General features: G+C 63.4%; 15 protein-coding genes. 11 read left to right on the forward strand and 4 right to left on the reverse strand.

All coding sequences use genetic code 11. From position 1 onward, the window contains the following. Positions 1-104: 104 nt before the first annotated feature. The 3 genes from BV071_RS22565 to BV071_RS22575 all read right to left on the reverse strand — a co-directional run bounded on the left by BV071_RS22565 (position 105) and on the right by BV071_RS22575 (position 7802). Positions 105-3875: a lamin tail domain-containing protein gene (locus BV071_RS22565; RefSeq protein ID WP_035612084.1), complete on the reverse strand. Its 3771-nt coding sequence runs from the start codon at positions 3873-3875 to the stop codon at positions 105-107. Between the two features lie 108 nt (positions 3876-3983). Further along, on the reverse strand, positions 3984-4328 hold the full coding sequence (locus tag BV071_RS22570; RefSeq protein ID WP_035612086.1) for a hypothetical protein: 345 nt from the start codon (positions 4326-4328) through the stop codon (positions 3984-3986). Between the two features lie 225 nt (positions 4329-4553). After that, positions 4554-7802: a S41 family peptidase gene (locus BV071_RS22575; RefSeq protein ID WP_052573755.1), complete on the reverse strand. Its 3249-nt coding sequence runs from the start codon at positions 7800-7802 to the stop codon at positions 4554-4556. A gap of 192 nt (positions 7803-7994) precedes the next feature. Here BV071_RS22575 and BV071_RS22580 point away from each other — a divergent pair, with 192 nt between their 5' ends. From BV071_RS22580 to BV071_RS22615, 9 genes are all read left to right on the forward strand, one after another. Next, positions 7995-8339, forward strand: a complete 345-nt coding sequence (locus BV071_RS22580; protein WP_035612089.1) for an SH3 domain-containing protein — start codon at positions 7995-7997, stop codon at positions 8337-8339. Positions 8340-8390: 51 nt separating this feature from the next. Beyond that, complete coding sequence (locus tag BV071_RS22585) at positions 8391-8897, forward strand: hypothetical protein (protein WP_265594752.1); 507 nt, start codon at positions 8391-8393, stop codon at positions 8895-8897. After that, positions 8894-9349: a GNAT family N-acetyltransferase gene (locus tag BV071_RS33500; protein WP_052573756.1), complete on the forward strand. Its 456-nt coding sequence runs from the start codon at positions 8894-8896 to the stop codon at positions 9347-9349. The genes BV071_RS22585 and BV071_RS33500 overlap by 4 nt, the downstream gene beginning before the upstream one ends. A gap of 60 nt (positions 9350-9409) precedes the next feature. Next, entirely contained in the window at positions 9410-9856 is a 447-nt protein-coding gene (locus tag BV071_RS22595; protein WP_035612093.1) for a hypothetical protein, read from the forward strand. Positions 9857-9861: 5 nt separating this feature from the next. Further along, positions 9862-9996 (forward strand): hypothetical protein, encoded by a 135-nt coding sequence (locus tag BV071_RS35630; RefSeq protein WP_265594753.1) that lies wholly within the window; start codon positions 9862-9864, stop codon positions 9994-9996. A 27-nt stretch (positions 9997-10023) separates the two neighbouring features. After that, positions 10024-10398, forward strand: a complete 375-nt coding sequence (locus BV071_RS22600) for a hypothetical protein (protein ID WP_035612094.1) — start codon at positions 10024-10026, stop codon at positions 10396-10398. Positions 10399-10576: 178 nt separating this feature from the next. After that, on the forward strand, positions 10577-11473 hold the full coding sequence (locus BV071_RS33505; RefSeq protein ID WP_052573757.1) for a class I SAM-dependent methyltransferase: 897 nt from the start codon (positions 10577-10579) through the stop codon (positions 11471-11473). After that, entirely contained in the window at positions 11470-12867 is a 1398-nt protein-coding gene (locus BV071_RS22610) for an FAD-binding oxidoreductase (protein ID WP_035612096.1), read from the forward strand. The genes BV071_RS33505 and BV071_RS22610 overlap by 4 nt, the downstream gene beginning before the upstream one ends. After that, positions 12864-13484 carry a hypothetical protein gene (locus tag BV071_RS22615; protein WP_035612097.1) on the forward strand — a complete coding sequence of 207 codons (621 nt, stop codon included), beginning with the start codon at positions 12864-12866 and terminating at the stop codon, positions 13482-13484. The genes BV071_RS22610 and BV071_RS22615 overlap by 4 nt, the downstream gene beginning before the upstream one ends. Before the next feature lie 162 nt (positions 13485-13646). Here BV071_RS22615 and BV071_RS22620 read toward each other — a convergent pair whose 3' ends face one another. Next, the gene (locus tag BV071_RS22620) at positions 13647-14294 is read right to left on the reverse strand and encodes a hypothetical protein (protein ID WP_035612099.1); all 648 of its coding nucleotides are present in this window, start codon (positions 14292-14294) and stop codon (positions 13647-13649) included. Positions 14295-14403: 109 nt separating this feature from the next. Between BV071_RS22620 and BV071_RS22625 the strand changes: the two genes are divergently transcribed. Both BV071_RS22625 and BV071_RS22630 read left to right on the forward strand, forming a co-directional pair. Further along, positions 14404-15246 carry a DUF1194 domain-containing protein gene (locus tag BV071_RS22625; RefSeq protein WP_265594754.1) on the forward strand — a complete coding sequence of 281 codons (843 nt, stop codon included), beginning with the start codon at positions 14404-14406 and terminating at the stop codon, positions 15244-15246. Beyond that, positions 15243-16019: a hypothetical protein gene (locus tag BV071_RS22630; RefSeq protein ID WP_035612104.1), complete on the forward strand. Its 777-nt coding sequence runs from the start codon at positions 15243-15245 to the stop codon at positions 16017-16019. Before BV071_RS22625 ends, BV071_RS22630 begins: the two co-directional genes overlap by 4 nt. Positions 16020-16036 lie beyond the last annotated feature (17 nt).

Here is a 16036-nt window from a genome sequence, read left to right on the forward strand (position 1 = left end):
GGCGCGGTGGTGACGCTGCGGAAGGGTTCTGAAGAGCTGTCGGAGGATGACGGCTCTTCCCTTGCTTCCGCGTTCTTACGAACGCGCCTACGGTTGGTTTGGGCTTATCGCGGCGTTACCTTCAGGCGGACGAACCTCGCGCGTGAGTTCGCTGGGAGTAACCAATCCTGGCGGCGGATTCCTTGGATGGTTTCTTCTTCTAACAGGCTTGCTCCAGTCAACGCGCCCCATTGCGCTAAATCTGTGGATGTCTCGATCTCCACGTCGGCATCCGCGGCTAGCACGTTGCGGAAGATCCGGACCACCGGTCCCTCGGGAGCTTGGATCATTTCCGGTAGATGCAAGGGGCCGCTGCCGGCCAAGGCATAGTGGGTGAAGTCGCTGGCGCTGCCGCTGAAGGTTTGCCACTCGCTGGTGTTGGGCTCTCCTCCGGTTGTCAGGCTGGTGGCCCACGAGGCGGCCGCGGAGAGATCCATGCCGGGGCGGGGCGGCAGGAGGATAAGGGTCTTTCCCCCGCCGCTGGCTTGCTCGGACCAGGCGGCATCGTAGCTGAAATCCAGAACGGGAGAGCCGGAGGCGTCGTTGAGGGTGAGCTCTTCGCCATCGTTGCTGAGGTTGCCGCGATACACGCCGGCGATCGGCTCATCCCAGCCGTGGAGTCCGCGGAAGGAGAAGTCACTGTCCGCGAGCACGAGGCGTTGGCCGGGCTCGAGGATGGTGTCGCGCCATGAGGAGAAGGCGAACTGGATGCCGGAGCTGAAACTGGCGCCGCGGAGGTTCACGGCTTGGGTGGAGATGTTGGCCAGTTCGATGAATTCGCCATTGCCCTCGCCGGTGGGCTGGTAGTTGAGCTCGGTGGCAAGCACGGAGCCTGCGGGTAAGGCATTGCCGCCGGGCGGGAGGAAGAAGGCTTCCGTGAGGGCGGACCATTCGCCGCCCGCAGCTCGCGAGCGCAGCTTGAGGCGGGTGGGTTTGGTGATGGCGATGCTGCTGCCGCTGATTGCTGCTAGGGCAGTGGGATTCTGAGCACCTCCCGGCAAGCGCGGATCGCTGCCATCCTTGGTGTAGAAGATCGTGGCGGTGCCACTGAGCGAGACGCTGCCGGATGCAAGAAGACCGGATGTGGGGGTCAGCGCAGGTGCCGAAGTATTCGGGACGAAGCCGGCATTGCGGAACTGCGTGAGCACCGTCTGAGTGCGGGTGGGCAGCCACTGGTTCAGGCACACGTCGCGGGCTCCGTTCCAGCCATCGGGCGTGCGGAAGTTCCAGCGCGCGGACTCGGCGAGGTGCGGGCGCGCAAAGGCATTCGCCATCGTTGTTAGACGCGCGGCATTGCGTTCCGGGCTCAACGCACCGCCCGGACCGAGATGACGATGGATGCGGTCGGCGAAGCGGATCTTGAAATCGTTGCCGCCGCTCTGCAGCCAGGCGGAGAGGAGGCTGGCGGGTCCGTCGCCATTGTCGCGGCCGGGGATGCTGCCGGCGCGGGCGGTGTTGTTCTGGCTGCCATCCCACGCGGCGACCTGGTTGCTCTCATTCACGGAGAGCCAGCCGTCGGCATCGTTCAGCATGAACTTGAAGCCGCTGCCGCCGTCCTCGCGCCATGGCCCGGTGGTGCGATACTCGTTCTCCGCATTCCCGAACATCCACATGATCATGTAGTCGAGGTAGTTGTCGACATCGACGTATTTGGCGATTGAGGGGTAGTCGCTGCGCATCGCCTTGATCCGCTCCCAGGCCGTGCCATCGCCATCGTAGAAGGAACCTTCGGCCCAGCCGCCGACGTTGAGGTTGCCGTTGATCGACTCGTAGTCGGCCTTGTCGCCGCCGAGATAGCTGGACGCCATCGCCGCGCCCCAGCGTTCGCGGAGGTGATAGACGCCGTGGTACACGCCATTCAGGTAGAGGTGCACCATCCGGCCGTGGGCCTGCATGCTGCCCATCTCGCCGACGATGTCATCGGTGAAGGGATTCGAGAGATAGAAGCCGCGCATCCACATGTCGTGCGAGCCGCTGCGCAGCTCGATCGAGTCGAAGGAATCCGCGGGCAGCCAGCCATCCTTGCGGTCGGGGAAGAGGTTGCCGTTGAGCTTGCCATCGCCATAGATGCCGCGGAAGGCGAGGCGGAAGTTCTTCTTCTCGAAGTCGGTGAAAGCCCCGCCGAAGTACTTCACGCCGGCATTCGCAGCCGGTGCGACGATGGTGGGCAGCCCGCCATTGGTGGTGAGGGCGGGATCGAGGAACTCGATCGAGGCTGCGGTCTCGATGTCACCGTCGAGCGGGCCCGGGGCGACCAGCGACATGCTCGGCAGATCGAGCAACGCAGCACTCATCTCCGGGCCGTAGGTCGGGTTTTGCGTGATCGAAGTCCGCATCACGCTGCTCGCAATGACGCCCGCGGGGAAGATGTAGGTGTTCGTCTCCACGCGCGAGGGCACGAAGTTCGGCGCGAAGGCGGCGGCGCGCAGGATGGTGGTGTTAGAGAGGCTGAGCGGCGTGGTGAAGGTGCTGCCGTTGCTCTCGGTGGGCTGCGTACCGTTGGTGGTGTAGCGGATCGTCGCGCCCGCGGTCGCGCAGCTCAGGGTCACGCCCTGGGCACTGCTGTAGAAGCCGCGGCGCTTGCTGAAGACCGGCTCGGCGACGAAGCCGGTCTTGGCGGTGGCGGGATTAGCCGCGCCGGGTGTCGCCGGTGTGAGGTAGCCGAGCGGCCCACTGCCGGGATAGCCGTAGCCGACGCCTTCCTTCTGCGCGGGGAAGGAGGGTGCGAATTCCGACCAGGCCGGCGATCCGCCGGGAGCATTCAGGCCAAGGTATTCGCCTTCGTCCGAGAGCGAGAAGTTGGTGTGGAGTTCGCTGCCTTTTTCGGCGCGATCCTTGCTGGAGGCGAAGACAACGAGATAGCCGTTCGGGGGGACCATCGCATCGGGGAAGGTCCAGCGCTGCGGCTGGTTGCTGCGGTCGGTGAGGTGGGCGCCTTTGAGGTTGAGCGAATAGGTGTTGGGATTGCGGATCTCGATCCAGTCGGAGTCCTCGCCATTCTCGTCTTCAAAGGAGCCGTCGTTCGAGGCCGCGATCTCGTTGATGCGCGGCGGCGTGAAGAAGGCGTCGACGCCGATGGTCGCCGTGCTCTGGACGGAAGCCGCGCCGCGGGTGGCGGTCAGCGTGTAGGTGGTCGCCGTGGCGGGTGCCACGATGAAGCTGCCCGAGGGACCAGGTACGACGCCCACCGTAGGTGAGATGGAGAGGCTGGTGGTGTTATCCACGATCCACGACAGCGTGGTCTGTGTCGGCAGGCCTGGATTGCCAGTGGCGCTGATGTTGCCCGCACTGGCACCGAAGTAGCGGATCTTGGGCCCCGGTGTGCCATAGGCCGCCACCTCGGCGATCTGCGGGTTGAACTGATCATCGCTGACATTGACGATCCGCAGGAAGCGTCCGGCGAAGCTGCCGCTGCCATCGGCGGGCAGGATGGTATCGCTGCCGCCGACCGGCGGATGGCTGCCATCGGAGCGCATGATCCCCATCCAATTGACCGCGCCTGGCTGGCCGTTGTTGTCGGCACGCAGCTCGACCTGATAACGGCTCAGGCGCTCGACGCAGCAGCCGTCGCCGCGGCCGGTGAGGACGATCCGCTCCAGCTCCTGCGTCGCCCCGAGGTCGATCTGGAAGTAGAAGCCGAGGGTGTTTGAAGGCAGGTTCGGGTGCGCGAAGGTCTCTGCCGTGCCATCGGTGAGATTGGAGGCCGGATAGCCGGGGTAGGTGGGACCGGTGGCGAAGACTGGCTTGCCCGTCGCGAGATTGGTCTGGGCAGCGGCCAAGGGCATGATGCCCATGACCACGCAGAGAATCGCGAATGCGGAACGGAAGAGACGCATGTCGGTCCTTCCTAGCCAAGCGCTTGCGGGCGGACAATGGAATAGGCCTGCGGGAGTGTACGCAGTTTTACACTCGATTTCCGGGCATCTTGGCATCCGGACTGCGGCTTATGTGTCTACGGAGAGGTCTTTCCTCGAAAGGGCCGGGATGTCTTTGCTGGCATCAATCAGCCAACCCAAGGGTCGGCTGCGAACCCACTCATCAGCCGATTTGCCGAACTTGTCGATGGCCACCAGATCAGCCCCGGCGCAGTCGAGGACGCCAAGTGCCGGGTAGATGTTGGCAGGATGGTGATGGCAGAGCGCAATCACCTTGAACTCCCAAGTCTCAGATTCCGGAGCGAAGGTCGGGATATTCCGGAGCAACAGTTCCAGGCACCGAACCACGAAATCGCAGTCGCGGAATCCGAGTAGGCTCGGGATTTCGACCGGAGTGCATCCCTGGTTGTTCATACTTTCCGGTAGCATAAGTTGAGGGGATTTCCGCGAACCGAGGCAACCTCTTCGAGGTTGAATGATCTTTTGGGCCATACCCAGGGTAGCCGGCCGCGTTCATCTTCGCCCTCCGGGCTGCGACGGACGCGGCCGGCAACCCTGGGCTATATGAGGGAACGGCGTTGCCGTTCTCTGAGGGAGCGGGAACGCCGTTTCTTAAAATGCTCTATAGTAGGAGCCGATCTACCTTGGTGCCTTATTCGGCCGCGGTGGCGGCTGCGGCACTGGGCGTGGATCCTTCGCGATCAGATCCTGCAAGTGCTTCACCCCCGCCTCAAGCTGCGCGTCCTTGCCGAGGAAGGTCTGGTGTGGGGCGTTGTCCACCACTTCATCCGGCTCGACGCCGGTGCCTTCGATCAACCATTGGCCTTCGGGGCCATAGACGCCGAATTCCGCGGCGGTGCACATGCCATTATCCACCAGCCAGCGTTGCGAGCTGAGCCAGATCTGGCCGCCCCAGGTGCGGGTGCCAATAACCTTGCCGAGGCCGAGGCGGCGGAAGCCTTCCGAGAAGGCTTCGCCATCGCTGGCGGTGAACTCATTGCAGAGTACCACGACGTGGCCGCGGAAGGCGAACTGCATGTTAGAATAAGGTTGGCCGGCGCGCGGCGCCCAGTGGAACCAAGCCTTGCGCAGGAGCCGGCCGAGGATCCACGAGTCGGTATTGCCGCCGCGGTTGTGGCGCATGTCGATGATCAGGCCCTGGCGGTCGAAGATCGGATAGAAATTCCGCGCCCACTCCAGGATGCTCTCCGCCCCCATGGCCCGCAGGTGGACGTAGCCGATGCGGCCTTTGCCAAGATCCTCAGTCGCCAGGCGGCGGGTGTATTCCCAGGAGGAGTAGCGCAGGTCCGCCTCTGCGGGCGGCGAGAGCGGCTTCACCAGCACCTTGCGGCGGATGCCGCCTTCCTTCGCCTGCACGTCTAACAAGACCTGTTGGCCAGCCTTTTGTTCGAGTAGCTCCTGGGGGAACTCGATCGGGGCGAGGTCGCGGCCGTTGATGGCCATGATGATGTCGCCTTCCTTGATACCCACACCGGGGCGCGAGAGTGGGCTGGTCTCGCCGGGGTAGTCCGGATCGGTCTGATAGATCTGCTGCACTGCCCAGCCGCTGGTGGCGGGATCGCGGGCGAGTTGTGCGCCGAGCAGCGAAGGCTGGATGGAGTCCGGCGTATCGCGCAGGTCACCGAAGCGGACGAAGATGTGCAGCGCGCTGAGCTCGCCGGACATCTCGTGCAGGATGTCACCGAGGTCCGAGCGGTCGGCCACGCGGTCAACCAGCGGCTCATACTTCGCGCGGATCGCGGTCCAGTCCACGCCGTGCATGGCGGGATCGTAGAAGTAGTCGCGCAGCATCCGCCAGGATTCGCGGTAGATCTGGTGCCACTCCTCCTTCGGGCTGACGGCGAAGTCCCAGCCATCGAGCGGCACGGATTTCTCCAGCTTTGCGGGTGCTTCACCGCCGCTCTCCACCACGTGGAAGTTGTTGCCGTTGCGGAAGGCGATCCACTTGCCGTCCTGCGAGAGATTCCAGCCTTTCGGATCTTCGGCGAAGAGCTTCGGCTTCGGCGCGTCGGAGTTGATGTCGAGGCGCATCAGGCGCGGCTTGCTGTCGCCGCCGGTCGCTTCCGCCATGTAGAAGAGCTGCTTGGCGGTCGCGGTCAGGCCGGTGAGATTGCCGGAGACACCGGGGACCTCGTAGATGCGGGTCTGCAGGCCATCGGGATCGATGTTGATGGTGACCGCGGCCTTCGGCTTGTCGTCCTCTTCCTTGTCCTTCTTCTTGTTGGCTTCCTGCTCGGCCTTGTCGGCCTCCGCGCTCAGCTCATCCGGCGGGGTGAAGGGGAAGCGGCCGTTCTTCTGCAGCGCCAGGGCGTAGATGTGGGTGCTTTCGGCGAAGTAGGGCTCCGGCTGGCGCGGGCCCCAGGGCGATTTCACCAGCGACTTCAGCTCACGGTCGCTGAGGAACCACAGCCACTTGCCATCGGGCGACCATGCGGGGAAGCCGCTGATCACGCGGTCGCTGGTGGCCTCGATGGTCTTGCCATCGGTCACGTGATAGAGGCGGATGCGGTCGAAGCTGTTAGGCGCGGGTTCGACGAAGGCCAGCCACTTGCTGTCCGGCGACCAGACGAGGTCCTCGAAGCCTTTGCCCGGCGAGGTGCTGACCTTCACGCTTTGCTTGGTCTCGAGGTCGCGGACCCAGAGCTCGTTGTTTTTGTCCTGCCAGGTCACCCACTTGCCATCCGGTGAGGTGATCGGCGCGAAGCGGAAGATGGTGCCGTCCTGAGTCAGTAACTCGGAGGTGCCGATGCCATTGGCGGGTAGCTTGACCAGCTCGATCTCGCCGGTCTCATCGGTCTGGGCGATGAGCGACTTGCCGTCGGGCATGAAGTGAGCCTCGCGGTAGCGGACGCCTTGCTTGTGAGGAATCTCGACGAAGCGGCCGCCCGGCTTCACGGGTGCCACGAAGACACTGCCGCGCGCGGTGAGCACGAGGCGGTCGCCATTCGGCGAGACATTGAACTCGGTGAGATACTCGAAGGGGTTCTTCACCCAGCGCTCGCGAGTCTGGTCGAAGTCGGAGCTGAGGCTGACTTGGATCTCGCGGTCGCTGGAGTCCTTGAGGTCGAAGGCGTGGAGGTTGCCGGCTTGCTGATAGACGATGCGGCCGTTGTTCAGGTCGGCGTTGCGGATATCGAAGTCGGTGTATTTGGTGAGCTGCTGGCGGTCGGTGCCTTCCGCAGTCATCGCCCACAGGTTCATGGTCCCGCTCTGGTCGCAGAGGAAGTAGACGCGACCCTGCCACCACATCGGGTTTTTGGAGGTGCCGCGGTAATCGGAGACCAGCGGCAGGGCTTCCGGCGTGCCTTCGTCGTAGCGCCAGAGGTTTTGCACGGTGCCGCCCTCGTAGCGCTTGGTGCTGCTCCCTTGGAAGGGCAGGCGGGTGAAGAAGAGGCGTTTGCCGGTATCGTCCCATGTGCCATCGCTGGCCTGGGCGAGAGGGACCAAGGTCTCGGTGCCATTCGCCGGATCGATCGCGACAAGCTGGTCGTTAGGGAGAGTCGAGTGGGCCTTGGTAGTACAGAGCACCTTTCCATCGCGGGTCCAGCCGACCGGGACCGTGCCCTCGCCACTCCAGGTGAGGCGCTTCGGAAGGCCGCCGGCGATGGGCATCACATAGGCCTCGATGGGGCCCTCATACTGGGCGGAGAAGGCCACCTGGGAGCCATCCGGCGAGATCGTCGCGGAGGTCTCGACACCCGGGTGCGAGCTGAGGCGCTGTGCCACGCCGCCGGTGAGCGGGATCTTCCACAGGTCGCCCTCCGCGGTGAAGACGACCGTGTCGCCGCTGAGGGCGGGGCTGCGGTAGTAGCCGGGTGCGGCGCTCGCGGTGAGCGGGGCGAGGGCAAGGAGTGCGAGGGGGAACATCCGAGGCGTGTACATGGCGGTGGCATGCCCGAAAGCAGGGCGGGGGGCAATACCGGTCCACGGGGGCCGCTTTTTCGCGGGAAAGGGGCGGAATCGGTCTTTGGGGGAAGATGGCGGGGATCGATGCGGGATGGACTGCTTGCCAGGATGCTGTTAGGAAGCGCCCCGCATCGTCGCCGTTGCCGCAGATCCATGCTCGTGGAGGTCGCCACTCCCTATTCCTCGCAGTATCCCGTCGCGATCCGCTTTGAAGCGGGCGAGCCGGTGGCGGTGGAGCGTGCCGATCCGGAATATCCCGGCTGGTTTTGGTGCAGGGCCCGCTCCGGTGGTGAGGGCTGGGTGCATTGTTCTTTTCTCAATTCGCTGGTGGGCGAGGCGATCGCGCTGGATGCCTATTCCGCGCGGGAGCTGACCGCGATGGAAGGGGAGCGTGGCACGCTGATCCACCTGCTGGACGGTTGGGCCTGTGTCCGCCTGCACCGTGGGGAGCAGGGCTGGTTGCCGGGCAGCCACTTGCGGATGCTGGAGGCGCGCTGAATTTCGCGGGAGCTTCACACGGGGTTCATGCGAAGGGATCCCACTGTGCGCGTGAAGTTGATCGCGCCGTTCCTGTTGTTTGTAGGCACCGCTGCGGTGTGTCTGGGCATGTTGGAATCGGCGTTCGAATTGCGGGGCGCGGTGGAGTTCGTGAAGCCTTATCACAAAGCCGGGATGCTGGCTGCGGTGGGCGTTTCGGTAGTGTCCTTTTGGCCGTTCTACCGCCGCCTGCACTTGCGGCCGATGCTCGCCGCGCTTGGATTCGTCACGCTGCTCCTGCTGGTGTGGGCGATGGTGCTGCCGCTGGGTGATCGCCTCGCCGTGCGCGCCCAATTGGCGGCAGCGAGCGAGCCGCTTTCATCCGAGGAAATCGCTTGGTTCTATCCCGGTGACTCGGGCATGGGACGCGATCCGATGCAGCTTTGGCACCTGCTGTGGGCGGTGATGTTCCGCCCGTGGTTGGCCATGCTGTTCGTGGTGTTCCTCCTGGCCTTCTTTGGTTTTCATCGCAGGCTCGTTGTCTTGGCGGGCGGGTTGAGGCAGCTTCCTTTGGCATGAACTCGCCTTGGAAGATAGAAGCGGCCAGTGATTCCGAGGCCGCCGGTTGCGACCTGGTCCGGCAGTGGCTGCGGGAATTCAACTGGCAGGCGAATCCCGACTTCATGGCGGAGATCAGCCAAGCACATCAACAGGCCAAGCCACTGGTCCTGCTGGCCAAGGCAGATTCGCAGGTGATCGGCGGATTGCTTGCGGAAATCCAACTGGCGTGGCTGCGGATCTCGATCATGGCGGTGGATCCGGCGTGGCGCTCCCGCAGGATTGGCTCAGCTCTTCTCGTGGCCGCGTGCGAGGAGGCGCTCCGCCGCGGCTGCCGGCATGCGTATGTGGACACGATGGAATACCAAGCCCCGCGCTTCTACACGGCCCACGGCTTCGAGATCGTGGGCCGGATTGCCGATTGGGATTCGCACGGCCATGCGAAGCTGTTCCTGACCAAAGAGCTGGGGTGAGAGCTTCCGACTAAGAATGGACCGGGCCGCGTGTCTTGCAGAAGCAACCCCATCGATCCCATGAAGACCTCTCTTGCTTGTGTCGCCTTTGGCCTCGCCTTGCTCACCCGCGTGATGGCTCTGGCCGGGGATCTGTCGGAGCCGGGGATTGCGTTCCCTTCCGATTTCTCCAAGCCCGCCCAACTGCGGATCATGGAGGCGCTCAAGCATCCGGATTGCAAATTCCTCGGCGGCCGCTTCGTGAATTCCTTCACCAGCCTCAACTACGCTGGCGAGACCAAGGCCCTGAACCTCTTCATGGAGCAACTCGCGAAGTGCCCGGGAGTGGTGCTGGCGGTGCGCTTCAAGGCGGAGGGCTTTGCCGAGGGCTGTGACTGGATGATCGCCCACGAGGCGGGTGATCCTTGCAAGCTGACGGTGCACGTGAATTTGAAATCTTCGCGGGTGAAGCTGGAGGATCTGGTCATTCCTGAGGTAAAGGGACCGCCGGTTGAGCCGGAGAAGTAAATCGCATGCCTTCCGCCACCATCACCCAGGATATGTGCTACCCCTCATGGGAAGTATTCTCCCTGCTGCACGATTACTCGCGGCGGCTGGAGTGGGACACCATGCTGTGTGAGGCCCGCCTGACCCAGGGCCATGAGTAGGCGGCGAAGGGCGCGACCTCGCTCTGCGTGGGCAAGTTCTTCTGGGGCCTGATCGGCATTGAGACCCGCTATGTGAGCTTCACTCCGGACTCACTTGCGGCGGTGGAGATGATCAATGCCCCGCCCTTCTTCGCCGAGTTCGCGGCCAGCATCCGACATGTCGATCACGAGGTGGGTGGCTCGACCCTGACCTACAAGCTGCGCTTCGTCGCCAAGCCCCGCTGCCTGCGCTGGCTCTTGCACCCGATCATGTTGCGGTTGCTGCGCTACGAGACGCAGAAGCGGCTCAAGGCGCTCTCGGATTATTTGCAGAGGAGGGAGTGGGAAGCGAAGACGGAGACCGCCCGCTGGGTGGGTGACCGGTGGGGCCAAAATGGAAACATCGATTCTCGCGATGATTGATGGAGTCTTTCCGATGACCATCCGGACAAGTTCCGAGGCATGCTGATGGAGGATCAGCCATCCCCGCGTCCCGCGAAGTTGGCAAAGTGTTGGAAAAATAGCATATCGGATTGACCCGCGGGCATCCCGAGTGTGTTGTTTTTCCAGCATATCCGGACACACACCGACTCTCCCGGGCATGAAGACTCACTCTCCCAGCGACACCGCCATCCTCATCGGGCGCAGCATCCTGCTGTCCGCCCGCGACGCTTCACTTGCGCCCTTGTTGTCTGCCGGGGAGGAAGAAGCCACCCGGCGGATTCTCGGCGAGCGTGCCAGTGAGGGCTGGTTCGGTTTTGCGGAGCAGCAGCCTTGGTTCAGGAGCTGTCTGATGGCGGCGAAGCACTTGCTCCTTGGCGGGATCTTTGCGCACTACCTTGCCCGGAAGCGCTGGATTGAGGGCGAGGTGTTCCGCGCTCTGGAGGCAGGCGTCCGCCAAGTGGTGATCGCGGGTGCCGGCTACGATACCCTGGCATGGCGGCTCCATCGGGATTGGCCGGAGGTGCAATTCTTCGAGGTCGATCATCCTGCCACCCAAGCGCCGAAGCGAGAAGCCTTGGGGGAGTCCGAGAACTTGCACTTTCTTCCCGGCGATCTATCCGCGCTGACACTGCCAGAGATCCTGGTGCCCGACGCACGCTATCGCCGCGACGAGTCGACGCTGCTGATCGCGGAGGGGTTGACGATGTATCTGCCCGAGCCGCGGGTGCGGGCCCTGCTGGCCTCCGCGGCCATGCTCGCGGGAACGAAGGGTCGGGTGATCTTCACCTTCATGGAGGCGGGGGAGGATGGCTCTATTTCTTTCCGCGGTGAGAATCCCTTGGTGAGCCTCTGGCTGCAGCTGCGCCGCGAGCCCTTTCGCTGGGGCTGCTCGCGGGATGAGCTTTCCAGCTTCCTCCGCTCTACCGGACTGCGTGCTGAATCGGTGGCGAACCACCGCGAACTCCGCGCCCGCATCCTTGCGCCGCGCCGGGCTCCCTTTGTCCGCTTGGCGCGCGGCGAATGCCTTTGCCTGTGCGAACCCTTGGTACGATGACTGCCGGAGTTCTGTGCAATGACGTCCATTCGCGGCTGAACCCGGTGCGGGTGGCAGGGGTCAAACAGCCGCGCTCGACGGCGGAAGTGGCTGACTTGTTGCGCCAGGCCACGCGGATGAGGCAGTGCGTTTCGGTTTGTGGTGCACGTCATGCGATGGGTGGGCAACAGTTCGGCGAGGGCACCCTTTTGCTCGATTGCCGGGGCTTGAAGGATCTGGGCGAAGTCGACCGCGAGCGTGGATTGGTCGAGGCTGGGGCAGGTCTGACTTGGCCCGAACTGATCGCCGGATTGCACGCGCAGCAGGAGGGGATGTCTCCGGTGTGGAGCATCCGCCAGAAGCAGACCGGTGCCGATGACCTGACTCTCGGTGGGGCCTTGGCCGCGAATATCCATGGCCGCGGCCTGCACATGGAGCCGATCATTGGCGACGTGGAAGCGTTCACCTTGGTGGATGCCAGCGGAAGGACCCTGCGCTGCTGCCGGGCGAAGAATACCGAGCTCTTCCGGTGTGCGATCGGAGGCTACGGTTGCTTCGGCGTCATCACCTCCGTGCAGCTCCGGCTCGCGCCGCGGGTGAAGGTGGAGCGTCTGGTGGAGATCACGGAGATCGGCAAGGTGATCGAATTGTTGGAGGAGCGTGCTGCGAGCGGATCGAGGTATGGCGATTTCCAATTCTCGATCGACGAGTGCTCGCCGGACTTCCTGAAGCTTGGAGTCTTGTCCTCCTATCGTGTGGTCGAGGAGTCGCGGCACATGGAGCCTGCAGCCGAACTCGGGACGGAAGATTGGGAAGAGCTCATCCATCTGGCCCACACTGACCGGGCCAAGGTGTTCGAAGTTTATTCCCATCACTACCTGCGCAGCCATGGCTCGCTTTACTGGTCGGACACCCACCAGCTCAGTGTCTATCTGCAGGATTACCACTGCCACCTCGATGCGCGCCTGGAGGCTCCGGCCGCCACCGAGATGATCACCGAACTCTACGTGCCACCGGCTCAGCTAGCGGAGTTCATGGGCAGGGCCGCGGAAATACTACGATCTTCGGAGGTCCCGGTGATTTATGGCACCGTGCGTCTGATCGAGCCGGATACAGAAAGCGCCCTGCCGTGGGCAGGTGAGCGCTTCGCCTGCGTGATCTTCAATCTCCACACCGAGCATCACGGCGCTGGCATCGAGCGCTCGGCTGAGACTTTCCGTCAGCTCATTGACCTCGCCCTGTCCTTGGGCGGGAGCTACTTCCTGACCTATCACCGCTGGGCCCGGCGGGACCAGATTGAGAGGGCCTATCCGGCCTTCCGCGAGTTTCTCCGCACCAAGGAGCGCCATGATCCCGGTGGCCGCATCCAGAGCGAGTGGTGGCGGCACTATCGCGATCTCTTCGCCGCGCCATGACGCTTTTCGAGCCGGCGACCTTCGTCACCGATCTCTTGCTCGCGGTGCTTGGGATGGTCTTCGTCTTCCTCTTGCGGAAAGACGAATCGGCTGGCGACGCGAAGCGGTGGTGGATCCGGGCGATGGCCTTGATGGCAAGCTCTGCTCTCCTTGGCGGCTGCTACCATGGCTTCGCGCCGAATTTTCAGCCTGCCGTGGACGCGATCTGGTGGCGCTTGGTTTTAATCGTCATCTGCGGTCTAGGCTTCGCGATGGGGATGAGCTTGCTCTGCGAGCTCAGGCGGGAAGGGGAGAGGCGTGGGTGGAAGCTTTTGCTAGGCTGCAAGCTGGGGGTAGCTGTCCTAGTGGTCACACTCCGGCCGGAGTTTGTGGTCGCGATGGCGGACTACGGGTCGGCGATGCTGGCGTGCTTGGTCGCCGCGATCGTCTGCAGGCGTCCTTGGTCAGTGGCGATGATTGCCGGTGTGGCGCTATCCATTGCTGCCGGTGTGGCGCAGCAGGGGCAGTGGGGTCTTTCCCCGAGGTTCAACCACAATGATGTGTTTCACCTGATCCAAGCGATGGCGCTCTTCGCTTTTTACCGGGGAGGTAAGCATCTCTCCTCCAGTCAGGGATGATTTCGAGGTAAGGGCGACCCGCTGCAACCCCTTCAGGGTTGAATGATATTTTGCGCACGCCCCAGGGTAGGCCCCCTGCGTTCCTCTTGCCCTTCGGGCTGCGAAGGACTTGTCGGCCAACCCTGGGCTTTGGGATGGAACGGCGTTGCCGTTCTCAGACGATTAGCGCGATGCCGTCTCCTTGGTCTTCGCCCGGATGATCTTCACGGCCACAGCGGTGGAAGCATCTTCGAGCATGCGGCGGCGGGCCAGGAGGCCGGCCTTGGCTTGGTCCGGCGGCGTCCAATCCTTGCCGGCGCTCATGCTTTCAGAAGGGCTCAGCAAAGCTGGGGCGAGCTTGTCCAGCCAAGGCCCGAGCTTCAGGAGTTCCATTTCCGTGAAGCGCTGGAACACCGGCTCCTTGAAGCTGACGATCAGATCGCCCTCGGCGGTCTTCTCGGGAATGAAAGGCGTGTTAGGATCGGCGCAGGCTTGGAGCACTTTGCGGGCTTCGGCCAGAGGATCCTGACAGGGCTCATTCACGACCACGCAGGTGCCCCGGCTGAATACCACGAAGCTCCGCTGGCCGGTGACATGACCCGCACAAAATTTTACCAATTCGTCGGTAATGGGCGGCGGAACCGCTTCACCACTGCCCACGCCGGAAGAAGAGATGCTCCGTCGCGGCGGCTCGGCTTTCACCGCGTCTGCCGACTGCCGCGGGACCAATAACGCCACCGCCAATCCGAAGGAGCCCGCAATGGAGAGCGCAACCCCCAAGGCAATGCGCGAGGACCACGGCATCTTCGAAGCGTCTTTTGGATTAAGCATGATTAATTTTTAAAAAATCTTGACGCTTAAGCAAGCTTTAGTTTTCATGGCGACGCTCTCACCCCAGTCCTCTCCCATGCAAATTGCGACACTCTCAAGTCGCGTCTCCATGTGGTCATTCCGTTCCTTGCTCGCGATGTCAGTTGGCATCGCCCTTGTCGGACTGACCCCCCAGGCGGACGCCGTAGCCGTGGACAGCGAACTGCTGTTCTTGGTGGATATCAACCAAACCGGTCTGAACAACAACCAGTTCGACCGCTTGCTGCAAGGTTATGGCGATGCCATGACCAGTTCCCAAGTGCTGGATTCGATCCAATCCGGAGCCTTGGGCAAGATCGCGGTCTCGCTGGTCTTTTACGGTGGCACTTCTTCCCAGACCGTCGGCATCCCGTGGATGAAGATCGGCAGCCTGGCGGACGCTCAGCAATTCTCTAACATGGTGCAGGCGCTGTCGCGGCCCTTCAGCATCAGCTCGCCCTCAATCAGCTCTGCCTTGGGTTTTGCCACCAATTACTTCGGCACGGAGACAGGTGGCGCGAGCAACGGCTTTGAAAGCACCGCCCAAGTCGTGGAGGTCGCGGTGTCGACCCTGCCGCTGATCCCGAATCCTGCGGCTGACAAGGCGGCCCGCGACGGGGCACTGGCTGCCGGAGTGGATGTGATCAATTCAATCGCCGTCGGCAACCGTTCGAACACGGTGGCGAGCTACTTCGCCTCCAATGTGATCGGCGGCGAAGTGGGCGGCGTCGCGGCAAGCAGCGATCGCGGTAACATCAACGGTGGCTTCAATGACTTCGTGGCAACGCACGTGGGGTCCAGCGTCGAAGGCGCTGCCGTGGAATCGCAGAGCGCGGTTCCCGAGCCCACCAGTGCGATCTGTTTGATCCCCGCGGCGGGAATCCTGCTGCTGCGCCGCCGGCGTGAAGCAAGCATCAGCTCTGAACGGGCATGAAAACCTTCACCCTTGCGGCGGCCGTTCACAAGCTGGTCTCCCCCGAGATCCAGTTGGATCGCGAGATCGCGGAGCGCGTCGGCCAGGAGATCCTGCGCGACGATCTCGAGCCGGCGGCTTGGGCGACCGCGCTTGCGACCAGCGGTGGCAAGCGTCAAGAAGCGCTGGCCGCCTACGCACGCATCCGCATGCGCAAGCTTGCCAATGAACGCCAGACCCGGCAGGCGAAGTCGAAGTCCTTCGAGGCGCGCCGGCTGAACACCTGCCTGGGCATCAAGACGGTGCAAGACTTGCTCAACCGCTCGAACCAAGGCGGCCGTATCAACCTGTTACGCCCGAAGGTTTCGGTGATCTGGCTCTTGCTCCTGATGATCGGCAGCACGGGCAGCATTGCCTGCCTGGCGCGCCTGCTGGAGCCGGTGATGCCGGATCGCTTCGAGAGTGCGGCTCTCTTTTCCGCCCCGGTGGCGGGTCTCGCCATCGTGATTTTCGCGATGGTGCTGCGAGCCTTGTTGCCCAAGCACTGGGTCATGCAAGGCTGGAATACCGGCATCGCCTTGGTCGGTACCATGTCCTGTTTCGGTTCGCTCTACTTTGGGACGAAGCTCATCGCACGCACCCCGCCTGCGGTGATCCAGCAGTTGACCGGCAGGGCAACCGCTCCGCGGCCGACTCCCGCCAACAAGCAAGCAACGGTGCCGGTGACGGCGGTGGTGGTGAAGCCGAAGACGCAGCTTGAGAACTCGACCGCCGCGATCGACAAGCGGGACTGAGATCGAAGGAAAGAAAG

The organism is Haloferula sp. BvORR071, from assembly GCF_000739615.1.
Classification (GTDB): Bacteria; Verrucomicrobiota; Verrucomicrobiia; order Verrucomicrobiales; family Akkermansiaceae; genus Haloferula.

Bases quoted from the DNA above. Each gene is read 5' to 3' on its own strand.
- BV071_RS22595 (WP_035612093.1), top strand. From the start codon at position 9,410: ATGAAGACCTCTCTTGCTTGTGTCGCCTTTGGCCTCGCCTTGCTCACC.
- BV071_RS33505 (WP_052573757.1), top strand. From the start codon at position 10,577: ATGAAGACTCACTCTCCCAGCGACACCGCCATCCTCATCGGGCGCAGC.
- BV071_RS22630 (WP_035612104.1), top strand. From the start codon at position 15,243: ATGAAAACCTTCACCCTTGCGGCGGCCGTTCACAAGCTGGTCTCCCCC.
- BV071_RS22570 (WP_035612086.1), bottom strand. From the start codon at position 4,328: ATGAACAACCAGGGATGCACTCCGGTCGAAATCCCGAGCCTACTCGGA.
- BV071_RS33500 (WP_052573756.1), top strand. From the start codon at position 8,894: ATGAACTCGCCTTGGAAGATAGAAGCGGCCAGTGATTCCGAGGCCGCC.
- BV071_RS22565 (WP_035612084.1), bottom strand. From the start codon at position 3,875: ATGCGTCTCTTCCGTTCCGCATTCGCGATTCTCTGCGTGGTCATGGGC.
- BV071_RS22625 (WP_265594754.1), top strand. From the start codon at position 14,404: ATGTGGTCATTCCGTTCCTTGCTCGCGATGTCAGTTGGCATCGCCCTT.
- BV071_RS22610 (WP_035612096.1), top strand. From the start codon at position 11,470: ATGACTGCCGGAGTTCTGTGCAATGACGTCCATTCGCGGCTGAACCCG.
- BV071_RS22575 (WP_052573755.1), bottom strand. From the start codon at position 7,802: ATGTTCCCCCTCGCACTCCTTGCCCTCGCCCCGCTCACCGCGAGCGCC.
- BV071_RS22615 (WP_035612097.1), top strand. From the start codon at position 12,864: ATGACGCTTTTCGAGCCGGCGACCTTCGTCACCGATCTCTTGCTCGCG.
- BV071_RS35630 (WP_265594753.1), top strand. From the start codon at position 9,862: ATGCCTTCCGCCACCATCACCCAGGATATGTGCTACCCCTCATGGGAA.
- BV071_RS22620 (WP_035612099.1), bottom strand. From the start codon at position 14,294: ATGCTTAATCCAAAAGACGCTTCGAAGATGCCGTGGTCCTCGCGCATT.
- BV071_RS22580 (WP_035612089.1), top strand. From the start codon at position 7,995: ATGCTCGTGGAGGTCGCCACTCCCTATTCCTCGCAGTATCCCGTCGCG.